Annotated in this window: 14 protein-coding genes and 1 pseudogene; 9 read left to right on the forward strand and 6 right to left on the reverse strand. The window is 40.2% G+C overall.

The features are described from left to right. The first annotated feature begins 80 nt into the window (after nt 1-80). From HMPREF2853_RS05710 to HMPREF2853_RS05730, 5 genes are all read left to right on the forward strand, one after another. On the forward strand, nt 81-1,247 hold the full coding sequence (locus HMPREF2853_RS05710) for an AI-2E family transporter (protein WP_000400294.1): 1,167 nt from the start codon (nt 81-83) through the stop codon (nt 1,245-1,247). Then, nucleotides 1,237-2,466, forward strand: a complete 1,230-nt coding sequence (locus HMPREF2853_RS05715; protein WP_070535204.1) for a tetratricopeptide repeat protein — start codon at nt 1,237-1,239, stop codon at nt 2,464-2,466. The genes HMPREF2853_RS05710 and HMPREF2853_RS05715 overlap by 11 nt, the downstream gene beginning before the upstream one ends. Nucleotides 2,467-2,604: 138 nt before the next feature. Then, entirely contained in the window at nt 2,605-3,246 is a 642-nt protein-coding gene (locus HMPREF2853_RS05720) for an amino acid ABC transporter permease (protein WP_070535206.1), read from the forward strand. Between the two features lie 10 nt (nt 3,247-3,256). Beyond that, a complete protein-coding gene (locus tag HMPREF2853_RS05725; RefSeq protein WP_070535208.1) occupies nt 3,257-3,886 on the forward strand; it encodes an amino acid ABC transporter ATP-binding protein in 630 nt (209 codons plus the stop codon). 9 nt (nt 3,887-3,895) lie between these two features. Further along, the gene (locus HMPREF2853_RS05730; RefSeq protein WP_070535210.1) at nt 3,896-4,735 is read left to right on the forward strand and encodes an amino acid ABC transporter substrate-binding protein; all 840 of its coding nucleotides are present in this window, start codon (nt 3,896-3,898) and stop codon (nt 4,733-4,735) included. 50 nt (nt 4,736-4,785) lie between these two features. Here the strand turns inward: HMPREF2853_RS05730 and HMPREF2853_RS09750 are convergent. The 6 genes and pseudogenes from HMPREF2853_RS09750 to HMPREF2853_RS05775 all read right to left on the reverse strand — a co-directional run bounded on the left by HMPREF2853_RS09750 (nt 4,786) and on the right by HMPREF2853_RS05775 (nt 10,732). Then, nucleotides 4,786-6,137: pseudogene (locus tag HMPREF2853_RS09750) on the reverse strand (IS3 family transposase). 112 nt (nt 6,138-6,249) lie between these two features. Then, on the reverse strand, nt 6,250-7,740 hold the full coding sequence (lysS, locus tag HMPREF2853_RS05755) for a lysine--tRNA ligase (RefSeq protein ID WP_070535214.1): 1,491 nt from the start codon (nt 7,738-7,740) through the stop codon (nt 6,250-6,252). Between the two features lie 138 nt (nt 7,741-7,878). Continuing rightward, nucleotides 7,879-8,502 carry a histidine phosphatase family protein gene (locus HMPREF2853_RS05760; RefSeq protein WP_070535217.1) on the reverse strand — a complete coding sequence of 208 codons (624 nt, stop codon included), beginning with the start codon at nt 8,500-8,502 and terminating at the stop codon, nt 7,879-7,881. After that, nucleotides 8,499-8,984 (reverse strand): aminoacyl-tRNA deacylase, encoded by a 486-nt coding sequence (locus tag HMPREF2853_RS05765; RefSeq protein WP_070535219.1) that lies wholly within the window; start codon nt 8,982-8,984, stop codon nt 8,499-8,501. Before HMPREF2853_RS05765 ends, HMPREF2853_RS05760 begins: the two co-directional genes overlap by 4 nt. Next, on the reverse strand, nt 8,984-9,826 hold the full coding sequence (locus tag HMPREF2853_RS05770; RefSeq protein WP_070535221.1) for a DUF368 domain-containing protein: 843 nt from the start codon (nt 9,824-9,826) through the stop codon (nt 8,984-8,986). Before HMPREF2853_RS05770 ends, HMPREF2853_RS05765 begins: the two co-directional genes overlap by 1 nt. Before the next feature lie 105 nt (nt 9,827-9,931). Beyond that, nucleotides 9,932-10,732: a glycoside hydrolase family 25 protein gene (locus HMPREF2853_RS05775; RefSeq protein ID WP_070535223.1), complete on the reverse strand. Its 801-nt coding sequence runs from the start codon at nt 10,730-10,732 to the stop codon at nt 9,932-9,934. A gap of 155 nt (nt 10,733-10,887) precedes the next feature. On the opposite strand from HMPREF2853_RS05775, the gene glmU reads away from it, so the two are divergent. From glmU to HMPREF2853_RS05795, 4 genes are read left to right on the forward strand one after another with little or no spacing between them, the layout of a single operon-like run. Further along, complete coding sequence (gene glmU, locus HMPREF2853_RS05780) at nt 10,888-12,267, forward strand: bifunctional UDP-N-acetylglucosamine diphosphorylase/glucosamine-1-phosphate N-acetyltransferase GlmU (RefSeq protein ID WP_070535224.1); 1,380 nt, start codon at nt 10,888-10,890, stop codon at nt 12,265-12,267. A 9-nt stretch (nt 12,268-12,276) separates the two neighbouring features. Continuing rightward, nucleotides 12,277-12,822 carry an NUDIX hydrolase gene (locus tag HMPREF2853_RS05785; protein ID WP_070535226.1) on the forward strand — a complete coding sequence of 182 codons (546 nt, stop codon included), beginning with the start codon at nt 12,277-12,279 and terminating at the stop codon, nt 12,820-12,822. Between the two features lie 11 nt (nt 12,823-12,833). Next, nucleotides 12,834-13,145, forward strand: a complete 312-nt coding sequence (gene macP, locus HMPREF2853_RS05790) for a cell wall synthase accessory phosphoprotein MacP (protein ID WP_007521803.1) — start codon at nt 12,834-12,836, stop codon at nt 13,143-13,145. Nucleotides 13,146-13,160: 15 nt separating this feature from the next. Next, complete coding sequence (locus tag HMPREF2853_RS05795) at nt 13,161-13,853, forward strand: 5'-methylthioadenosine/adenosylhomocysteine nucleosidase (RefSeq protein ID WP_033605651.1); 693 nt, start codon at nt 13,161-13,163, stop codon at nt 13,851-13,853. The last annotated feature ends 40 nt before the right edge of the window (nt 13,854-13,893 follow it).

Genomic DNA, 13,893 nt, shown 5'->3' on the forward strand with positions numbered 1-13,893 from the left:
TCATTCATGTAAGCACTTTAAAAAAGAGTTATTTTAGTCTAAAAATGGTATAATGAGAGAATGACAGAAAGGATGTATTTATGGAACATAAAGAGAAACATTTTAGCCTATCCTGGTTCTTCAAGTGGTTTTTAGATAACAAAGCTATCACCGTATTTTTAGTAACCTTGTTACTGGGGCTGAACATTTTCATTCTAAGTAAGATTAGTTTTATTTTTTTACCCGTTTTAGACTTTTTAGGGGTTGTCATGTTGCCAGTTATTTTATCTGGTTTACTTTATTACCTCCTTAATCCGATTGTGGACTGGATGGAGAAGCACAAGATCAATCGTGTTCTTGCCATTAGTATTGTTTTTGTCATTATCGGACTCTTTATCATTTGGGGATTGGCAGTCGCAATTCCTAATCTGCAACGTCAAGTCTTAAATTTTGCGAAGAATGTGCCGACATACCTGGAAGATGCTGATAAGGTGATCAATGACCTTGTAACCAAACGCTTGCCAGATGATTTTAGACCACAGTTGGAGCAGGTTCTTTCCAATGTTTCTAGTGAGGCGACCATGTGGGCCAGCAAAATCTCTTCTCAAGCTGTTAACTGGGTTAGCGCCTTTATCAGTAGCGTTTCCCAGGTCATTGTTGCGGTTATTATCGTACCCTTCATGCTCTTTTATCTTTTGAGAGATGGGAAAGGCTTGCGAGATTACCTGACTAAATTCATCCCAAACAAGTTAAAAGAACCTGTCGGACAAGTTTTGTCAGATGTTAATAAACAGTTGTCAAACTATGTTAGAGGGCAGGTTACAGTTGCTATTATCGTGGCAATTATGTTTATTATCTTCTTTAAGATTATTGGTCTCAGATATGCTGTGACTCTTGGTATTACGGCTGGTATCCTCAATCTAGTACCTTACTTGGGTAGTTTTCTAGCGATGTTGCCTGCTCTGGTTTTGGGCTTAATAGCGGGGCCTGTCATGCTTTTGAAAGTGATTATTGTCTTTATTGTTGAACAAACGATTGAAGGTCGCTTCGTTTCTCCACTTATTTTAGGTAGTCAGCTAAACATCCATCCGATAAATGTCCTCTTTGTTCTCCTAACTTCAGGATCCATGTTTGGTATTTGGGGAGTCTTGCTGGGAATTCCTGTCTATGCTTCTGCCAAGGTCGTTATCTCAGCTATCTTTAACTGGTATAAAAAAGTCAGCGGTCTGTATGAAGAAGAAGGGGAGGAAATCAAGAGTGAACAATAGTCAACGCATGCTCCAGGCTTTGGATGAACAGGATTTAACCAAAGCGAATCAGTTTTTTCACAAAGCCCTCGAAACAGATTCAAGTGAGGTTCTCTATGAACTAGCAAGCTATCTAGAGGGAATTGGCTTTTATCCTCAAGCGAAAGAAATTTACCAACATATCGTTTCAGAATTTCCAGAAGTGAATCTGAACTTAGCCAGCATTGCTAGCGAGGATGGCAATGTTGAGGAAGCCTTTGCTTACCTTGAGGAAATCACACCCGAAAGTGACTGGTACGTGTCGGCTTTGGCCTTGAAGGCTGACCTCTATCAGTTGGAAGGATTGACAGATGTAGCGCGTGAAAAGTTACTGGAAGCCCTAAACTACTCAGATGATGCCTTATTAGTTTTTGGTTTGGCTGAGTTGGATAGCGAGTTAGGGAATTATCAGGAAGCTATTCAGGGCTATGCTCAATTAGACAATCGCTCCATCTATGAGCAAACGGGTGTCTCAACCTATCAACGAATTGGTTACGCTTATGCCCAGTTAGGCAAGTTTGAAGCTGCAACTGAATTCTTAGAAAAAGCTTTAGAATTAGAATACGATGACCAAACTGCCTTTGAACTGGCTAGTCTTTACTTTGACCAAGAAGAGTATCAAAAATCTGTTCTTTACTTTAAGCAGATTGATACTATTTCACCTGATTTTGAAGGATATGAATATGGTTATAGTCAAGCCTTGCATAAGGAACATCAGGTGGAAGAGGCCCTTCGTATCGCTAAACAAGGTTTGGAGAAAAATCCGTTTGAAACACGGCTCTTACTGGCTGCTTCTCAATTTTCGTATGAATTACATGATCCTAGTAGTGCAGAGCAGTTTCTCCTTACTGCCAAAGAAGATGCAGAGGATACAGAAGAAATTTTCCTTCGACTTGCAACCATTTATATGGAACAAGAGCGGTACGAAGATATCATCGCTCTCCAAAGTCAAGAACCTGAAAATCTCTTGACCAAGTGGATGATTGCCCGTTCTTACCAGGAAATCGAGGATTTAGATAAGACCTATGAGCTCTATCAGGAACTATCGCTTGATCTCAAGGATAATCCTGAATTTCTGGAGCAGTATACTTATCTTTTGCGTGAATTGGGGTATTTTGAAGAAGCCAAAGTGCAAGCTGAAGCTTATTTAAAACTTGTTCCAGATGATGTTCAGATGCAAGAACTCTTAGAAACACTTTAAAAGTTATCTCTCTAAAAGAACGTATCCGTCAATTTGGCAGATACGTTTTTTTTTGAAAAATAGAATTTTTTTTCAAAAACCCTTGCTAAATTGTTTATTTATGCTATAATAGGAACAATAATTTTTAGGAGGTGCAGTATGTCTTATATGTTTGAGATATTACCAAGTTTATTGAACGGTGCAAGTATGACGCTTCAAGTCTTTGCTCTGGTCTTGATATTTTCAATTCCTTTAGGTATTGTCGTTGCCTTTGCTTTACAAGTCCGCTGGAAACCCCTCCATTATCTGATTGACCTTTATATTTGGGTGATGCGAGGGACTCCCTTGCTCTTGCAATTAATCTTTATTTACTATGTTCTTCCTAGTATTGGGATTCGTTTAGATCGTTTGCCTGCTGCTGTGATCGCTTTTGTATTGAACTATGCAGCCTACTTTGCTGAAATCTTTCGTGGTGGGATTGAAACCATTCCTAAAGGTCAATATGAGGCTGCTAAGGTCTTGAAGTTTAGTCCATTAGACACAGTGCGCTATATTATTTTGCCTCAGGTTACAAAGATTGTTTTACCGAGCGTCTTTAATGAAATTATGAGTTTGGTCAAGGATACTTCATTAGTTTATGCCCTTGGGATTTCAGATTTGATTTTGGCAAGTCGGACAGCAGCCAATCGAGATGCCAGTCTTGTTCCTATGTTTTTAGCTGGAGCGATTTATTTGATCATGATTGGTCTTGTGACCATTGTAGCGAAAAAACTTGAGAAGAAGTACAGTTATTACAGATAGGAGGATTGTTATGTTAGAATTACGAAAGATCAATAAAGGCTTTGGCAACAAACAAATCTTAACAAATTTTAGTCTATCTATTCCTGAAAAGCAAATCCTCGCAATCGTAGGTCCATCAGGAGGCGGAAAGACCACCTTGTTACGTATGCTAGCTGGACTGGAGACCATCGATTCTGGAGAAATCTACTATAATGGTGAATTTCTAGCTATAGATGAATTGGAAAAGCGTAATCTACTAGGATTTGTTTTCCAAGACTTTCAACTCTTTCCGCATTTGTCAGTTCTCGAGAACTTAACCTTGTCACCTATTAAAACCATGGATATGGATAAGAAAGCTGCTGAGAAGAAGGCGCGTGGTTTGCTAGAACAGCTTGGATTAGCCGGACATGCGGATGCTTATCCGTTTTCCTTATCTGGTGGACAAAAGCAGCGTGTCGCCTTAGCGCGTGCCATGATGATTGATCCAGAAGTTATAGGATATGATGAGCCGACATCGGCTTTAGATCCAGAGCTTCGTTTAGAAGTGGAAAAACTTATCCTTCAAAATAAAGAGCGTGGCATGACCCAGATTGTTGTAACCCACGATCTTCAGTTTGCGGAAAACATTGCTGATCAGATTCTTAAGGTTGATCCAAAGTAGGAGGTGCCTATGAAGAGAAAGAAAATTGCCCTTGTACTTGCTCTGTTCTTTAGCTTCTTCCTGACGGCTTGTACTCAGAAGGCAAGTGATCCAAATCAGGATAATTGGGCCAAATATCAAAAGCAGGGTAGCATTACCATTGGCTTTGACAATACCTTTGTTCCCATGGGATTTGAGGAAAAGAATGGCCAGTATGCAGGTTTTGATATTGACCTAGCTCAAGCTGTCTCTGAAAAGCTAGGAATTCAGATTAAATTTCAACCCATCGATTGGGATATGAAAGAAACCGAACTACAAAATGGTACCATTGATGCCATCTGGAATGGCTATACAGCAACAGATGAACGGAAAGAGAAGGTTGCCTTTACCATTCCTTACATGGAAAATCAACAAGTTTTGGTCTCTAAAAAGTCTCAAAATATCCACTCAGTTCAGGATATGACTGACAAAGTTTTAGGGGCCCAGGCTGGATCTTCTGGCTATTTGAATTTTGAAGGACAACCAGAACTACTCAAGAATAGAGTGAAAGACCAGAAAGCCAACCAATACCAAAGTTTCAATGAAGCCTTAATTGATTTGAAAAATGATCGGATTGATGCCTTGTTGATTGACCGTGTCTATGCCAATTATTATCTCCAGTCTGAAGGGATATTAAATGACTACAATGTCTTTTCAGCTGGATTTGAAAGCGAATCCTTTGCAGTCGGTGTTAGACATGCTGATAAAACGTTGCTAGCTGCTCTGAATCAAGCCTTTATCTCACTATACCAAGAAGGAAAATTCCAGGAAATCAGCCAGAAATGGTTTGGGGAAGATGTAGCCACCAGTCAAGTTAAAAATCAAGAATAAGAAAAGAGATTGAGTTTATCTGTACTGACCCCAAAAAGTTAGACAAATAATTATTGAAAGGATTTAGTTCTGTACTGCACGGGACTAAGTCCTTTTAGTTTTACCTTAATTCGTTTGTTGTTGTAATAATCAATATAGTCTACAATGGCTTGTTCCAATTGCTTAAGCGACTGAAACGACTCCTCATAACCATAAAACATCTCCGATTTCAAAATACCGAAGAAGAACTCCATCATACCGTTGTCTGGGCTGTTGCCCTTGCGTGACATAGACGGCTGAATTCCCTTACTTTCTAGGAACCGATGATAAGAATCGTGTTGGTATTGCCAGCCCTGGTCGCTGTGTAAAATGGTATTTTCATAGTGTTTCTCTGTGAATGCCTAGTTTAACATACTCTTCACTTGTTCTAAATTAGGTGAAGTTGAAAGATTATAGGCGATAATTTCGCTATTAAAGCCATCTAAAACTGGCGATAAATACAATTTTTGTGTGCTATTTGGAATGGCAAATTCTGTCACATCCGTATAGCACTTTTCCATTGGTTTAGCTGCTTCAAACTGGCGTTGAATGAGATTATCTGCTTTCTTGCCAATCTCTCCTTGGTAGGAAGAATACTTCCGTTTACGACGAATTCGAGCCGTTAGACCAAGGACCGTCATCAGACGTTGAACTTTCTTATGATTCACTACAAAACCACGATTTCTGAGTTCGAGAGTAACTCGGCGATAGCCATAATTTCCTTTATGTTCATTATAAATGGCCTGAATTTCGGTTTTAAGCTCTTTATCTTTGTCAAGCCCATCTAGTTCCTTCAACTGATAGTAGTAAGTCGAGCGAGCTAAACGTGCTGTTTCAAGAAGCAAATCTAGTCTAAATCCTCCTGAAGCCATTTCTCTAACTGCCTCTGCCTTTCTCGCTCTAGGGCTTCGTCCCTTTCCTCTAACTCTTTTAACTTTTTTAGGTAGGCCACCTCAGTCCGTAAGCGTTCATTCTCCTCCTGGAGTCGTTCTAATTCTGTCATTTCTTCCCAAGTTTTCTTTCGTTTACGTCCCATTTTAGCTGGTCTCCCTCTTGTTTTCTCAACAATAGTATACCCGTTTTTCTTGTATTGCGCCAGCCAATTTGAAAGCATACCACGATTTGGGAGAGCATAATCCAGAGATACGCTTAGTTGCGATCACCCCTCAAGTAGGACTTTATCAATGATTTCTTGTTTTAATTCAGGGGAATAGTAACGATTTTTTCCTTTTTTGACGAATTCTATTCCGTAACGATCAATCAATTTAATCATGTACCTAAGATTAGAATTGTTTATCCCAAATTTATTTGAAAGCTGCTCTAAGCTATATCCTTGTTTTCTAAGTTCATAGATCTGAACTTTATCCTCATAAGTTAATTTCATAGTAAAAACACCCCAAAAGTTAGATTTTTTCTGTCTAACTTTTGGGGTGCAGTTCAATCTCAGTCTCTTTTAGTATTGGAAAATCCTCTGACAAGGACCAGAGGATTAGAGTTTATTTCATTGTTGGGAAAAGCAATACATCACGGATAGTAGTTGTGTCTGTGAGGAGCATGCAGAGACGGTCGATACCGATTCCCAAACCACCTGTTGGTGGCATACCGTATTCAAGAGCCTCGATGTAATCGTAATCGATGCCAGTTGCTTCATCGTCCCCAAGTTCTTTAGCTTTTGCTTGAGCTTCAAAACGGCTAAGCTGATCGATTGGGTCGTTCAACTCGGTAAAGGCGTTACCGTATTCCTTGGTCATAATGAAGAGCTCAAAACGGTCAGTAAAGCGTTCATCTTCAGGATTTTTCTTAGCAAGTGGTGATACAGCTACTGGATGACCATAGACAAAGGTTGGTTGGATCAAGGTTTCTTCGACAAACTCTTCAAAGAAAGCGTTGATGATGTGACCAACTTCAGTGTAGTGTTTCTCAACTGGAACTTTCTTCTCAGCAGCGATAGCTTTGGCTTCCTCGAAAGTCATGTCTTGCCAGAAATCTACACCAGTAATTTCTTTGATAGCATCCACCATGTGAACACGTTTAAATGGTTCATTGATTTTGATTTCAGTTCCTTGGTAGTTGACTGGGCCGTCACCTTTAACAGCTTTAGCAGCGTGTTGGATAATACCTTCCGTCAAGTCCATGATATCTTGGAAGTCCGCATAAGCTTGGTAAACTTCGATAGAAGTGAACTCAGGGTTATGTGTAGCATCCATTCCTTCGTTACGGAAGATACGGCCAATTTCATAAACACGTTCCATACCACCAACGATAAGGCGTTTCAAGTGAAGCTCAGTCGCAATACGAAGCACCATGTCAATGTTTTGGGCATTGTGGTGAGTGATAAATGGACGAGCAGCAGCACCACCGGCTTCATTATGAAGAACAGGTGTTTCCACTTCAAGGAAACCTTTTTGGTCTAGATAACGACGGATTTCAGAGATGATTTTTGAACGAGTGACAAAACGTTCAAAGCTTTCACGGTTAGAAATCAAGTCAAGGTAACGTTTACGATAGATGGTTTCAACGTCAGTCAAACCGTGGAATTTCTCTGGAAGTGGGCGAAGTGCTTTAGACAAGTGTGTAATGTGAGTTGCCTTGATAGAGAGCTCTCCCATATCTGTACGCATGACTTCACCTTCGACACCGAGGAAGTCACCGAGGTCAGCCTTCTTAAAGATTTCGTAGTTTTCTTCACCAACAGCATCTTTACGAACGTAGATTTGGATTTGACCTTCTCGGTCTTGAAGATGGGCGAAGCCGACTTTACCTTTACCACGTTTACTAACTAAACGTCCAGCGATAGTAGCAGTTTCGTTTAATTCATGTAATTGTTCTTTATCAAGTTCTGCAAATTTGTCTTTTAGTTCTTGAGAGTTAGCAGTACGTTCAAAACGTTTTCCGAAGGGATCGATTCCTTGTTCACGGAGCGCAGCCATTTTTTCACGGCGAACGATCTGCTGGTCATTTAGTTCTTCCATATGTTCTGTAGACATGGGTTCCTCCTAATTTTACTCAAAATTTGATACGATGAGTCATTTTTTGCGATACTCCCATTTTATCATAAATAGCAGAGAAATTCACGGATATTCTTTGAAAACTAAAAAGAACTTGACCGCTGGGATCAAGTTTCATTATTTTCTTTGATAAGAAGTGTCATTCCATCTTTCCAGAGTGAAGGTTTCAAAATCATCGGTCTCTAAAACTGTCAGACTAGCATTGGCCAAGCCTCCATCTTTGCGAAGGTGAGTCTCTTTATAGCCTAAGAGAGTACGTAGACTAGCAGTGAGATTTGCACCATGACCAACGATTAGAATGTTTTCAGCTGGACTTCCTTTCAGAGATTTGATAAATTGAATGGTTCGCTGAGTCGTAGAGTAGAGGGACTCGGCTTCAAACATCTTCGTATCAAACTGGGCCAGATTAGAGCGAAAGGCCTTTATTTGTTGTGGGTAAATGGCATTGAGCGTAGCGATTTTTAATCCCTCTAGTTTGCCAAGTTGCCATTCACGTAGGTCAGGAATGCTCTTCAAAGGACAAGGGGATTGGAGTTGACTTTGGATAATTTCAGCAGATTTGACCGCTCTGGGTAAATCACTAGAATAAATCGTATCAAAAGGAATTTCCTTGAGATACTGACCAAGTTGCTTTAGGGTGTCAATGGATTCTGGAAGAAGGGGAGAGTCACCGCTAGCACCTTGAAAACGTCCTTCAAGATTCCAGAGGGTGCGCCCATGGCGAACAAAATAGAGTTTCATGACTTACTTTCCTCCAAGATATCAGCAAAATCCGCTTTTACAAAGCTGGCCAAGTCTTGAGGGCGTATGATGATGCTATGCCCGACTTCTCCAGCAGAGACAATCATTTGATCCAAATCCAAAGCAGTCTGATCAATAAAAATAGGATAATTGTGTTTTTGGCGAATGCCGACGGGGTTATTTGCCCCATGAATGTAGCCTGTTGTTTTTTCTAAGTCTTTCTGCGGAATCATGCTCACTTTTTTATTACCAGAAACCTTTGCTAGTTTTTTCTCAGCGAGATGTTCTGTTATGGGGACGATTCCGATAATTGGGCCTGTCTTGTCCCCCAGCAGAGCCAAGGTTTTAAAGATATGCGTTCTATCATATCCCGACGGAAGTTCTCCTTCAAGCGCATTGATTTGAATCCCTGTGTGCTCAATTCCTGCTTTGGTTAAGATCTGCTCGACAAGAGTTTTTTTAATTTTTACTTTTTTTGCCATTATTTATACTTATCCTCCAATTGACTCATCCAGATACCAAGCCAAATGCCAAGCGCAAAGAAGAAGGCGATGAGAACATAGCTCACTATAGAAAGTCCAGTGTATTGGATACTTTCAGCACTTCCAGCATTCGGAATCAAAATCAAGAGGGTGCTTGATAGCACAATCCCAATAATAAAGTGATAAACACGGGAGTGGTAGTTGTTCAAGGCATGGTCCATTAATTTTGAAAAGATAATAAGAGTTGTACCTGCACCAATTCCGATAGGAAGGAAGGTGCCAAATAAATCAAATGTCTTAAAGCCAGTTAGCATCGGAGCGTACAGTCCTAAAATCAAGAGTAGATTTGATGGACTTAAACCAGGCACCAAGACACCTAGAGCTAAAAGAACACCTGCCAAGATGAAACTAGCGAAACTGGCGCTGAGAGAACCAAGAACAAAGTTTAGCGCGTAGAGCCCTAGTCCTGAAAGGATAAAGGTGGTCCAGAACCAGACTAGATCAATCTTATCACGATCAGATTCTCGAGTAGATTCCCTAAGGAGGCTAGGAACTGTACCAATGATAGCTCCAGCAAAACTCCATAAAACATAGACTTGGTAATTTTCTAATAAATACTCGATTGGATATGAAAATAGCCCAATTCCGAGTAGCATCCCGATAGCTACTGGGATAAAGTAAAGTACATTTGATTTGAAATCCTTAAAAGGATGAGCTAGAAAAGCAATCATTCGCTCGTAGATACCCAAAATTGCAGCCAGAACACCACCAGAAATTCCAGGTAGGATAAATCCTAAGGCAATGACGATTCCTTTGATAACTCTTGCAATCCATGAAAACATATTAGACTCCTCAATTTCATAAATTTCTTTCTCTATCCTATCAATTATAACACAGACAGCAAAAAAATGAAAAAGCAAGTGAAAAAGTTGCGACTTTCACTTGCTTTACGGTCTTAAAAATAGCTTTCTGAAGGTTTCTTCTTTTTCCTTATCAGTAGAAATGAGATTGATGTCTAGGTGATGTTCAAATCCTGCAATTTTTCCTTTGGAAGTATACTGATGGAGGTCATAATCTAAATCAGTATTTGGCTTAGTTTCAAAATAACCAGAGTCAGTTCCATAGGAAGGAATCCAAATAGCAGTGAACTTATCTGTATTGATACTGTGTTCTTGCATGAAGTAGACACCAATGTAAATCCCGATATTTTTAGCGCCCAGTGATTCAAGTTTAGCTCGAAAAGCTTCGACTCCGTCATTCATATCTGCCATTGTTTTTTCCTCAACGTCAAGCCAGTAATAACTAGGATTGTATGGAGAAGCAGAATTGTAGAAAACTTCAGCCGCTTTTTCCATTTCTTCTTTGTTCGTACCAGCTAGATAAGCATAAACGGCTACGGGGACATTGCGCTTTTGAAATTCTGCAATGTGATTTTTATAGGCTTTATCGACCCCATTGATAAAGGCAGCATCATTTGTTTTAGTGTGCTGTGCCCCATTGTGCACGCGAACGATAACACCAGAAATGTTTTGAGATAAAATATCGTAGTTTATCTCCTCCGGTCTTTGCCAACCAGAAATGTCAATAATGGGTTTATCAAGATTATGCAAGGCCTGGTTTTCAACTTGAACAGTGTTGCTTTTTGACTTGACCGAATGGTCTTCATAAGCTGGTTTATTAAAGATTAAAATAGCTATAACAATGGTGAATAGACTAAAAATAATAGCTGGATGAATCTCTTTTCTCATATCTACTTAGTTTAACGTAAATAGATAAAAAAATCAAAGAAAACGTTAAAAAGATGAATGAACTAGCATGTTTTCCCCTATTTCTCTGTTTGTTTACTCCTAAGGAGGTAAATTATGGTATAATATAAGGGAACTTTTACAGAAAAGAGAATAGTATGTCAAATTATGCCATTATCTTAGCAGCGGGTAAGGGTACTCGCATGAAATCAGATCTTCCAAAGGTACTTCATAAGGTAGCAGGAATTTCGATGTTGGAACATGTTTTTCGTAGTGTTGGTGCTATTCAACCTGAAAAAACAGTCACTGTTGTGGGACACAAGGCGGAGCTAGTTGAGCAAGTCTTGGCTGGACAGACAGACTTTGTAACTCAATCGGAACAACTGGGCACAGGACATGCTGTTATGATGACAGAGCCAATCTTAGAAGGCCTGACTGGCCATACCTTGGTTATCGCTGGTGATACACCTCTGATTACGGGTGAAAGCTTGAAAAATCTCTTGGATTTCCATATCAATCACAAAAATGTGGCGACTATCCTGACAGCTGAAGCGGCAAATCCTTTTGGATACGGTCGAATTGTCCGCAACGATAACGCAGAAGTCCTTCGAATTGTTGAGCAGAAAGATGCCACAGATTTTGAAAAACAAATCAAGGAAATCAATACAGGAACTTACGTTTTTGATAACCAACGTCTTTTTGAAGCTCTTAAAAATATCAACACTAACAATGCCCAAGGTGAATACTATATTACTGATGTGATTGGTATTTTCCGTAATGCGGGTGAGAAGGTTGGGGCCTATACACTCAAGGATTTTGATGAAAGTCTTGGAGTAAATGATCGTGTAGCTCTTGCGATTGCGGAAGCAGTGATGCGTCGCCGTATCAATCACGCTCACATGGTTAATGGCGTTAGCTTTGTCAATCCTGAAGCAACCTACATCGACATTGATGTCGAGATTGCTCCTGATGTCCAAATCGAAGCCAATGTTACCTTGAAGGGTCAAATAAAGATTGGGGCAGAGACTATTTTAACAAATGGAACTTATATTGTGGATAGTAATATTGGAGCTGGGGCTGTGATTACGAATTCTATGATTGAGGAAAGTACGGTTGCAGACGGCGTTACTGTTGGTCCTTATGCCCATATCCGTCCAGGTTCAAGTCTGGCTGCTCAAGTTCACATTGGAAACTTTGTTGAAGTAAAAGGATCTTCAATCGGTGAAAATACCAAGGCAGGTCATTTGACCTATATCGGAAACTGTGAGGTAGGTAGCCATGTTAACTTTGGTGCAGGCACGATTACAGTTAACTACGACGGGAAGAATAAGTACAAGACTGTCATTGGCAACAATGTCTTTGTTGGATCAAACTCAACCATCATTGCTCCAGTGGAACTTGGTGATAATTCACTAGTTGGAGCTGGTTCAACGATTACTAAAGACGTGCCTGCGGATGCGATTGCTATTGGACGTGGACGTCAAGTTAATAAAGATGAATATGCACTACGTTTGCCTCATCATCCTAAGAATCAGTAGGAGTCTATCATGGAATTTGAAGAAAAAACGATTAGCCGAAAAGAAATCTATCAAGGTCCTATCTTTAAACTGGTGCAAGATCAGGTTGAACTGCCAGAAGGAAAGGGTACTGCTCAACGTGACTTGATTTTTCACAATGGAGCTGTTTGTGTTCTAGCTGTGACAGCTGAGGATAAAATTGTCCTCGTTAAGCAATACCGGAAGGCCATCGAGGCTGTTTCTTATGAGATTCCCGCAGGAAAACTGGAAACTGGTGAAAATGCAGATCCAATGGCAGCGGCTCTTCGGGAATTGGAAGAAGAGGTTGCTTACACAGCTAATTTAGAACTCTTATACGATTTTTATTCAGCAATTGGTTTTTGTAACGAAAAATTAAAACTCTACCTCGCAAGTGATTTGACGAAGGTAGATAATCCTCGTCCGCAAGACGATGATGAAACCTTGGAAGTCCTAGAAGTGAGTCTAGAGGAGGCCAAGAACCTGATCCAGTCAGGTCATATCTGTGATGCCAAGACTATTATGGCAATCCAGTACTGGGAACTACAAAAGAAATAGAGGAGCAACCCATGGGAAAACCTTTATTAACAGATGAAATAATCGAACGTGCCAATCGTGGTGAGCAAATCTCCGGGCCACCTCTTCAAGATGACGAGGAAACTAAAATTTTATCAACTTCTTCACAAAACTTTGGTTATTCACGTTCTAGAGACTATAATTCTATTCAAGATACTTTAACAATCGAAGTAGAGCCAACGATTCATAAGAGCCGTCGTATTGAGAATACCAAGAGAAATGTTTTTAATTTAAAACTCAATCGTATCTTATTTGCAGTCATCCTACTCTTAATTTTGTTAGTGTTGGCAATGAAACTCTTGTAATCGAAAGGAAATAAAATGAAAATTGGAATCATTGCAGCAATGCCAGAAGAGCTCCTACACTTGACTCAGAATTTGGCCAAAACTCAAGAAGTTCAGGTTTTGGGAAATACTTACTACACTGGTACTGTTGGCAAGACAGAAGTTGTCCTAGTTCAGAGTGGGATTGGGAAGGTCATGTCGGCTATGAGTGTAGCGGTGTTAGCTGACCACTTCCAAGTGGATGCCGTTATCAATACAGGATCGGCAGGTGCAGTTGCAGAAGGGATTGCCGTCGGTGATGTCGTGATTGCGGATAAACTTGTCTACCATGATGTGGATGTGACTGCGTTTAGCTATGCTTATGGTCAGATGGCTGGTCAACCCCTCTACTTTGACTCAGATAAGAACTTTATCGCTAGGATTCAAACAAATTTATCTCAGTTAGAACAGACTTGGCACATAGGATTGATTGCTACAGGGGACAGTTTTATAGCTGGGGATGATAAGATTGCTAGTATCAAGTCCCACTTTCCAGATGTTTTAGCAGTTGAAATGGAAGGGGCAGCCATTGCTCAGGCAGCTCAGGCTCTTGACCTACCTTTCCTAGTCATTCGCGCTATGAGTGACAATGCCAATCACGAGGCCTCTATCTCATTTGATGAGTTTATCATTGAAGCTGGACGTCGTTCTGCCCAAGTCTTACTAGCCTTTTTAAAGGCTTTGGATTAAGCGGAAATTTGACAGTTTATCTAGCTTATGATAAGATTTA

This window comes from Streptococcus sp. HMSC077F03, from assembly GCF_001812375.1.
In the GTDB taxonomy this organism is placed as follows: domain Bacteria; phylum Bacillota; class Bacilli; order Lactobacillales; family Streptococcaceae; genus Streptococcus; species Streptococcus oralis_S.

Excerpts from the sequence above, each read along its gene's own strand:
- macP (WP_007521803.1), top strand. The coding sequence starts at position 12,834 with ATGGGAAAACCTTTATTAACAGATGAAATAATCGAACGTGCCAATCGT.
- HMPREF2853_RS05730 (WP_070535210.1), top strand. The coding sequence starts at position 3,896 with ATGAAGAGAAAGAAAATTGCCCTTGTACTTGCTCTGTTCTTTAGCTTC.
- HMPREF2853_RS05795 (WP_033605651.1), top strand. The coding sequence starts at position 13,161 with ATGAAAATTGGAATCATTGCAGCAATGCCAGAAGAGCTCCTACACTTG.
- HMPREF2853_RS05770 (WP_070535221.1), bottom strand. The coding sequence starts at position 9,826 with ATGTTTTCATGGATTGCAAGAGTTATCAAAGGAATCGTCATTGCCTTA.
- lysS (WP_070535214.1), bottom strand. The coding sequence starts at position 7,740 with ATGTCTACAGAACATATGGAAGAACTAAATGACCAGCAGATCGTTCGC.
- HMPREF2853_RS05760 (WP_070535217.1), bottom strand. The coding sequence starts at position 8,502 with ATGAAACTCTATTTTGTTCGCCATGGGCGCACCCTCTGGAATCTTGAA.
- HMPREF2853_RS05765 (WP_070535219.1), bottom strand. The coding sequence starts at position 8,984 with ATGGCAAAAAAAGTAAAAATTAAAAAAACTCTTGTCGAGCAGATCTTA.
- HMPREF2853_RS05720 (WP_070535206.1), top strand. The coding sequence starts at position 2,605 with ATGTCTTATATGTTTGAGATATTACCAAGTTTATTGAACGGTGCAAGT.
- HMPREF2853_RS05725 (WP_070535208.1), top strand. The coding sequence starts at position 3,257 with ATGTTAGAATTACGAAAGATCAATAAAGGCTTTGGCAACAAACAAATC.
- HMPREF2853_RS05710 (WP_000400294.1), top strand. The coding sequence starts at position 81 with ATGGAACATAAAGAGAAACATTTTAGCCTATCCTGGTTCTTCAAGTGG.
- glmU (WP_070535224.1), top strand. The coding sequence starts at position 10,888 with ATGTCAAATTATGCCATTATCTTAGCAGCGGGTAAGGGTACTCGCATG.
- HMPREF2853_RS05775 (WP_070535223.1), bottom strand. The coding sequence starts at position 10,732 with ATGAGAAAAGAGATTCATCCAGCTATTATTTTTAGTCTATTCACCATT.
- HMPREF2853_RS05785 (WP_070535226.1), top strand. The coding sequence starts at position 12,277 with ATGGAATTTGAAGAAAAAACGATTAGCCGAAAAGAAATCTATCAAGGT.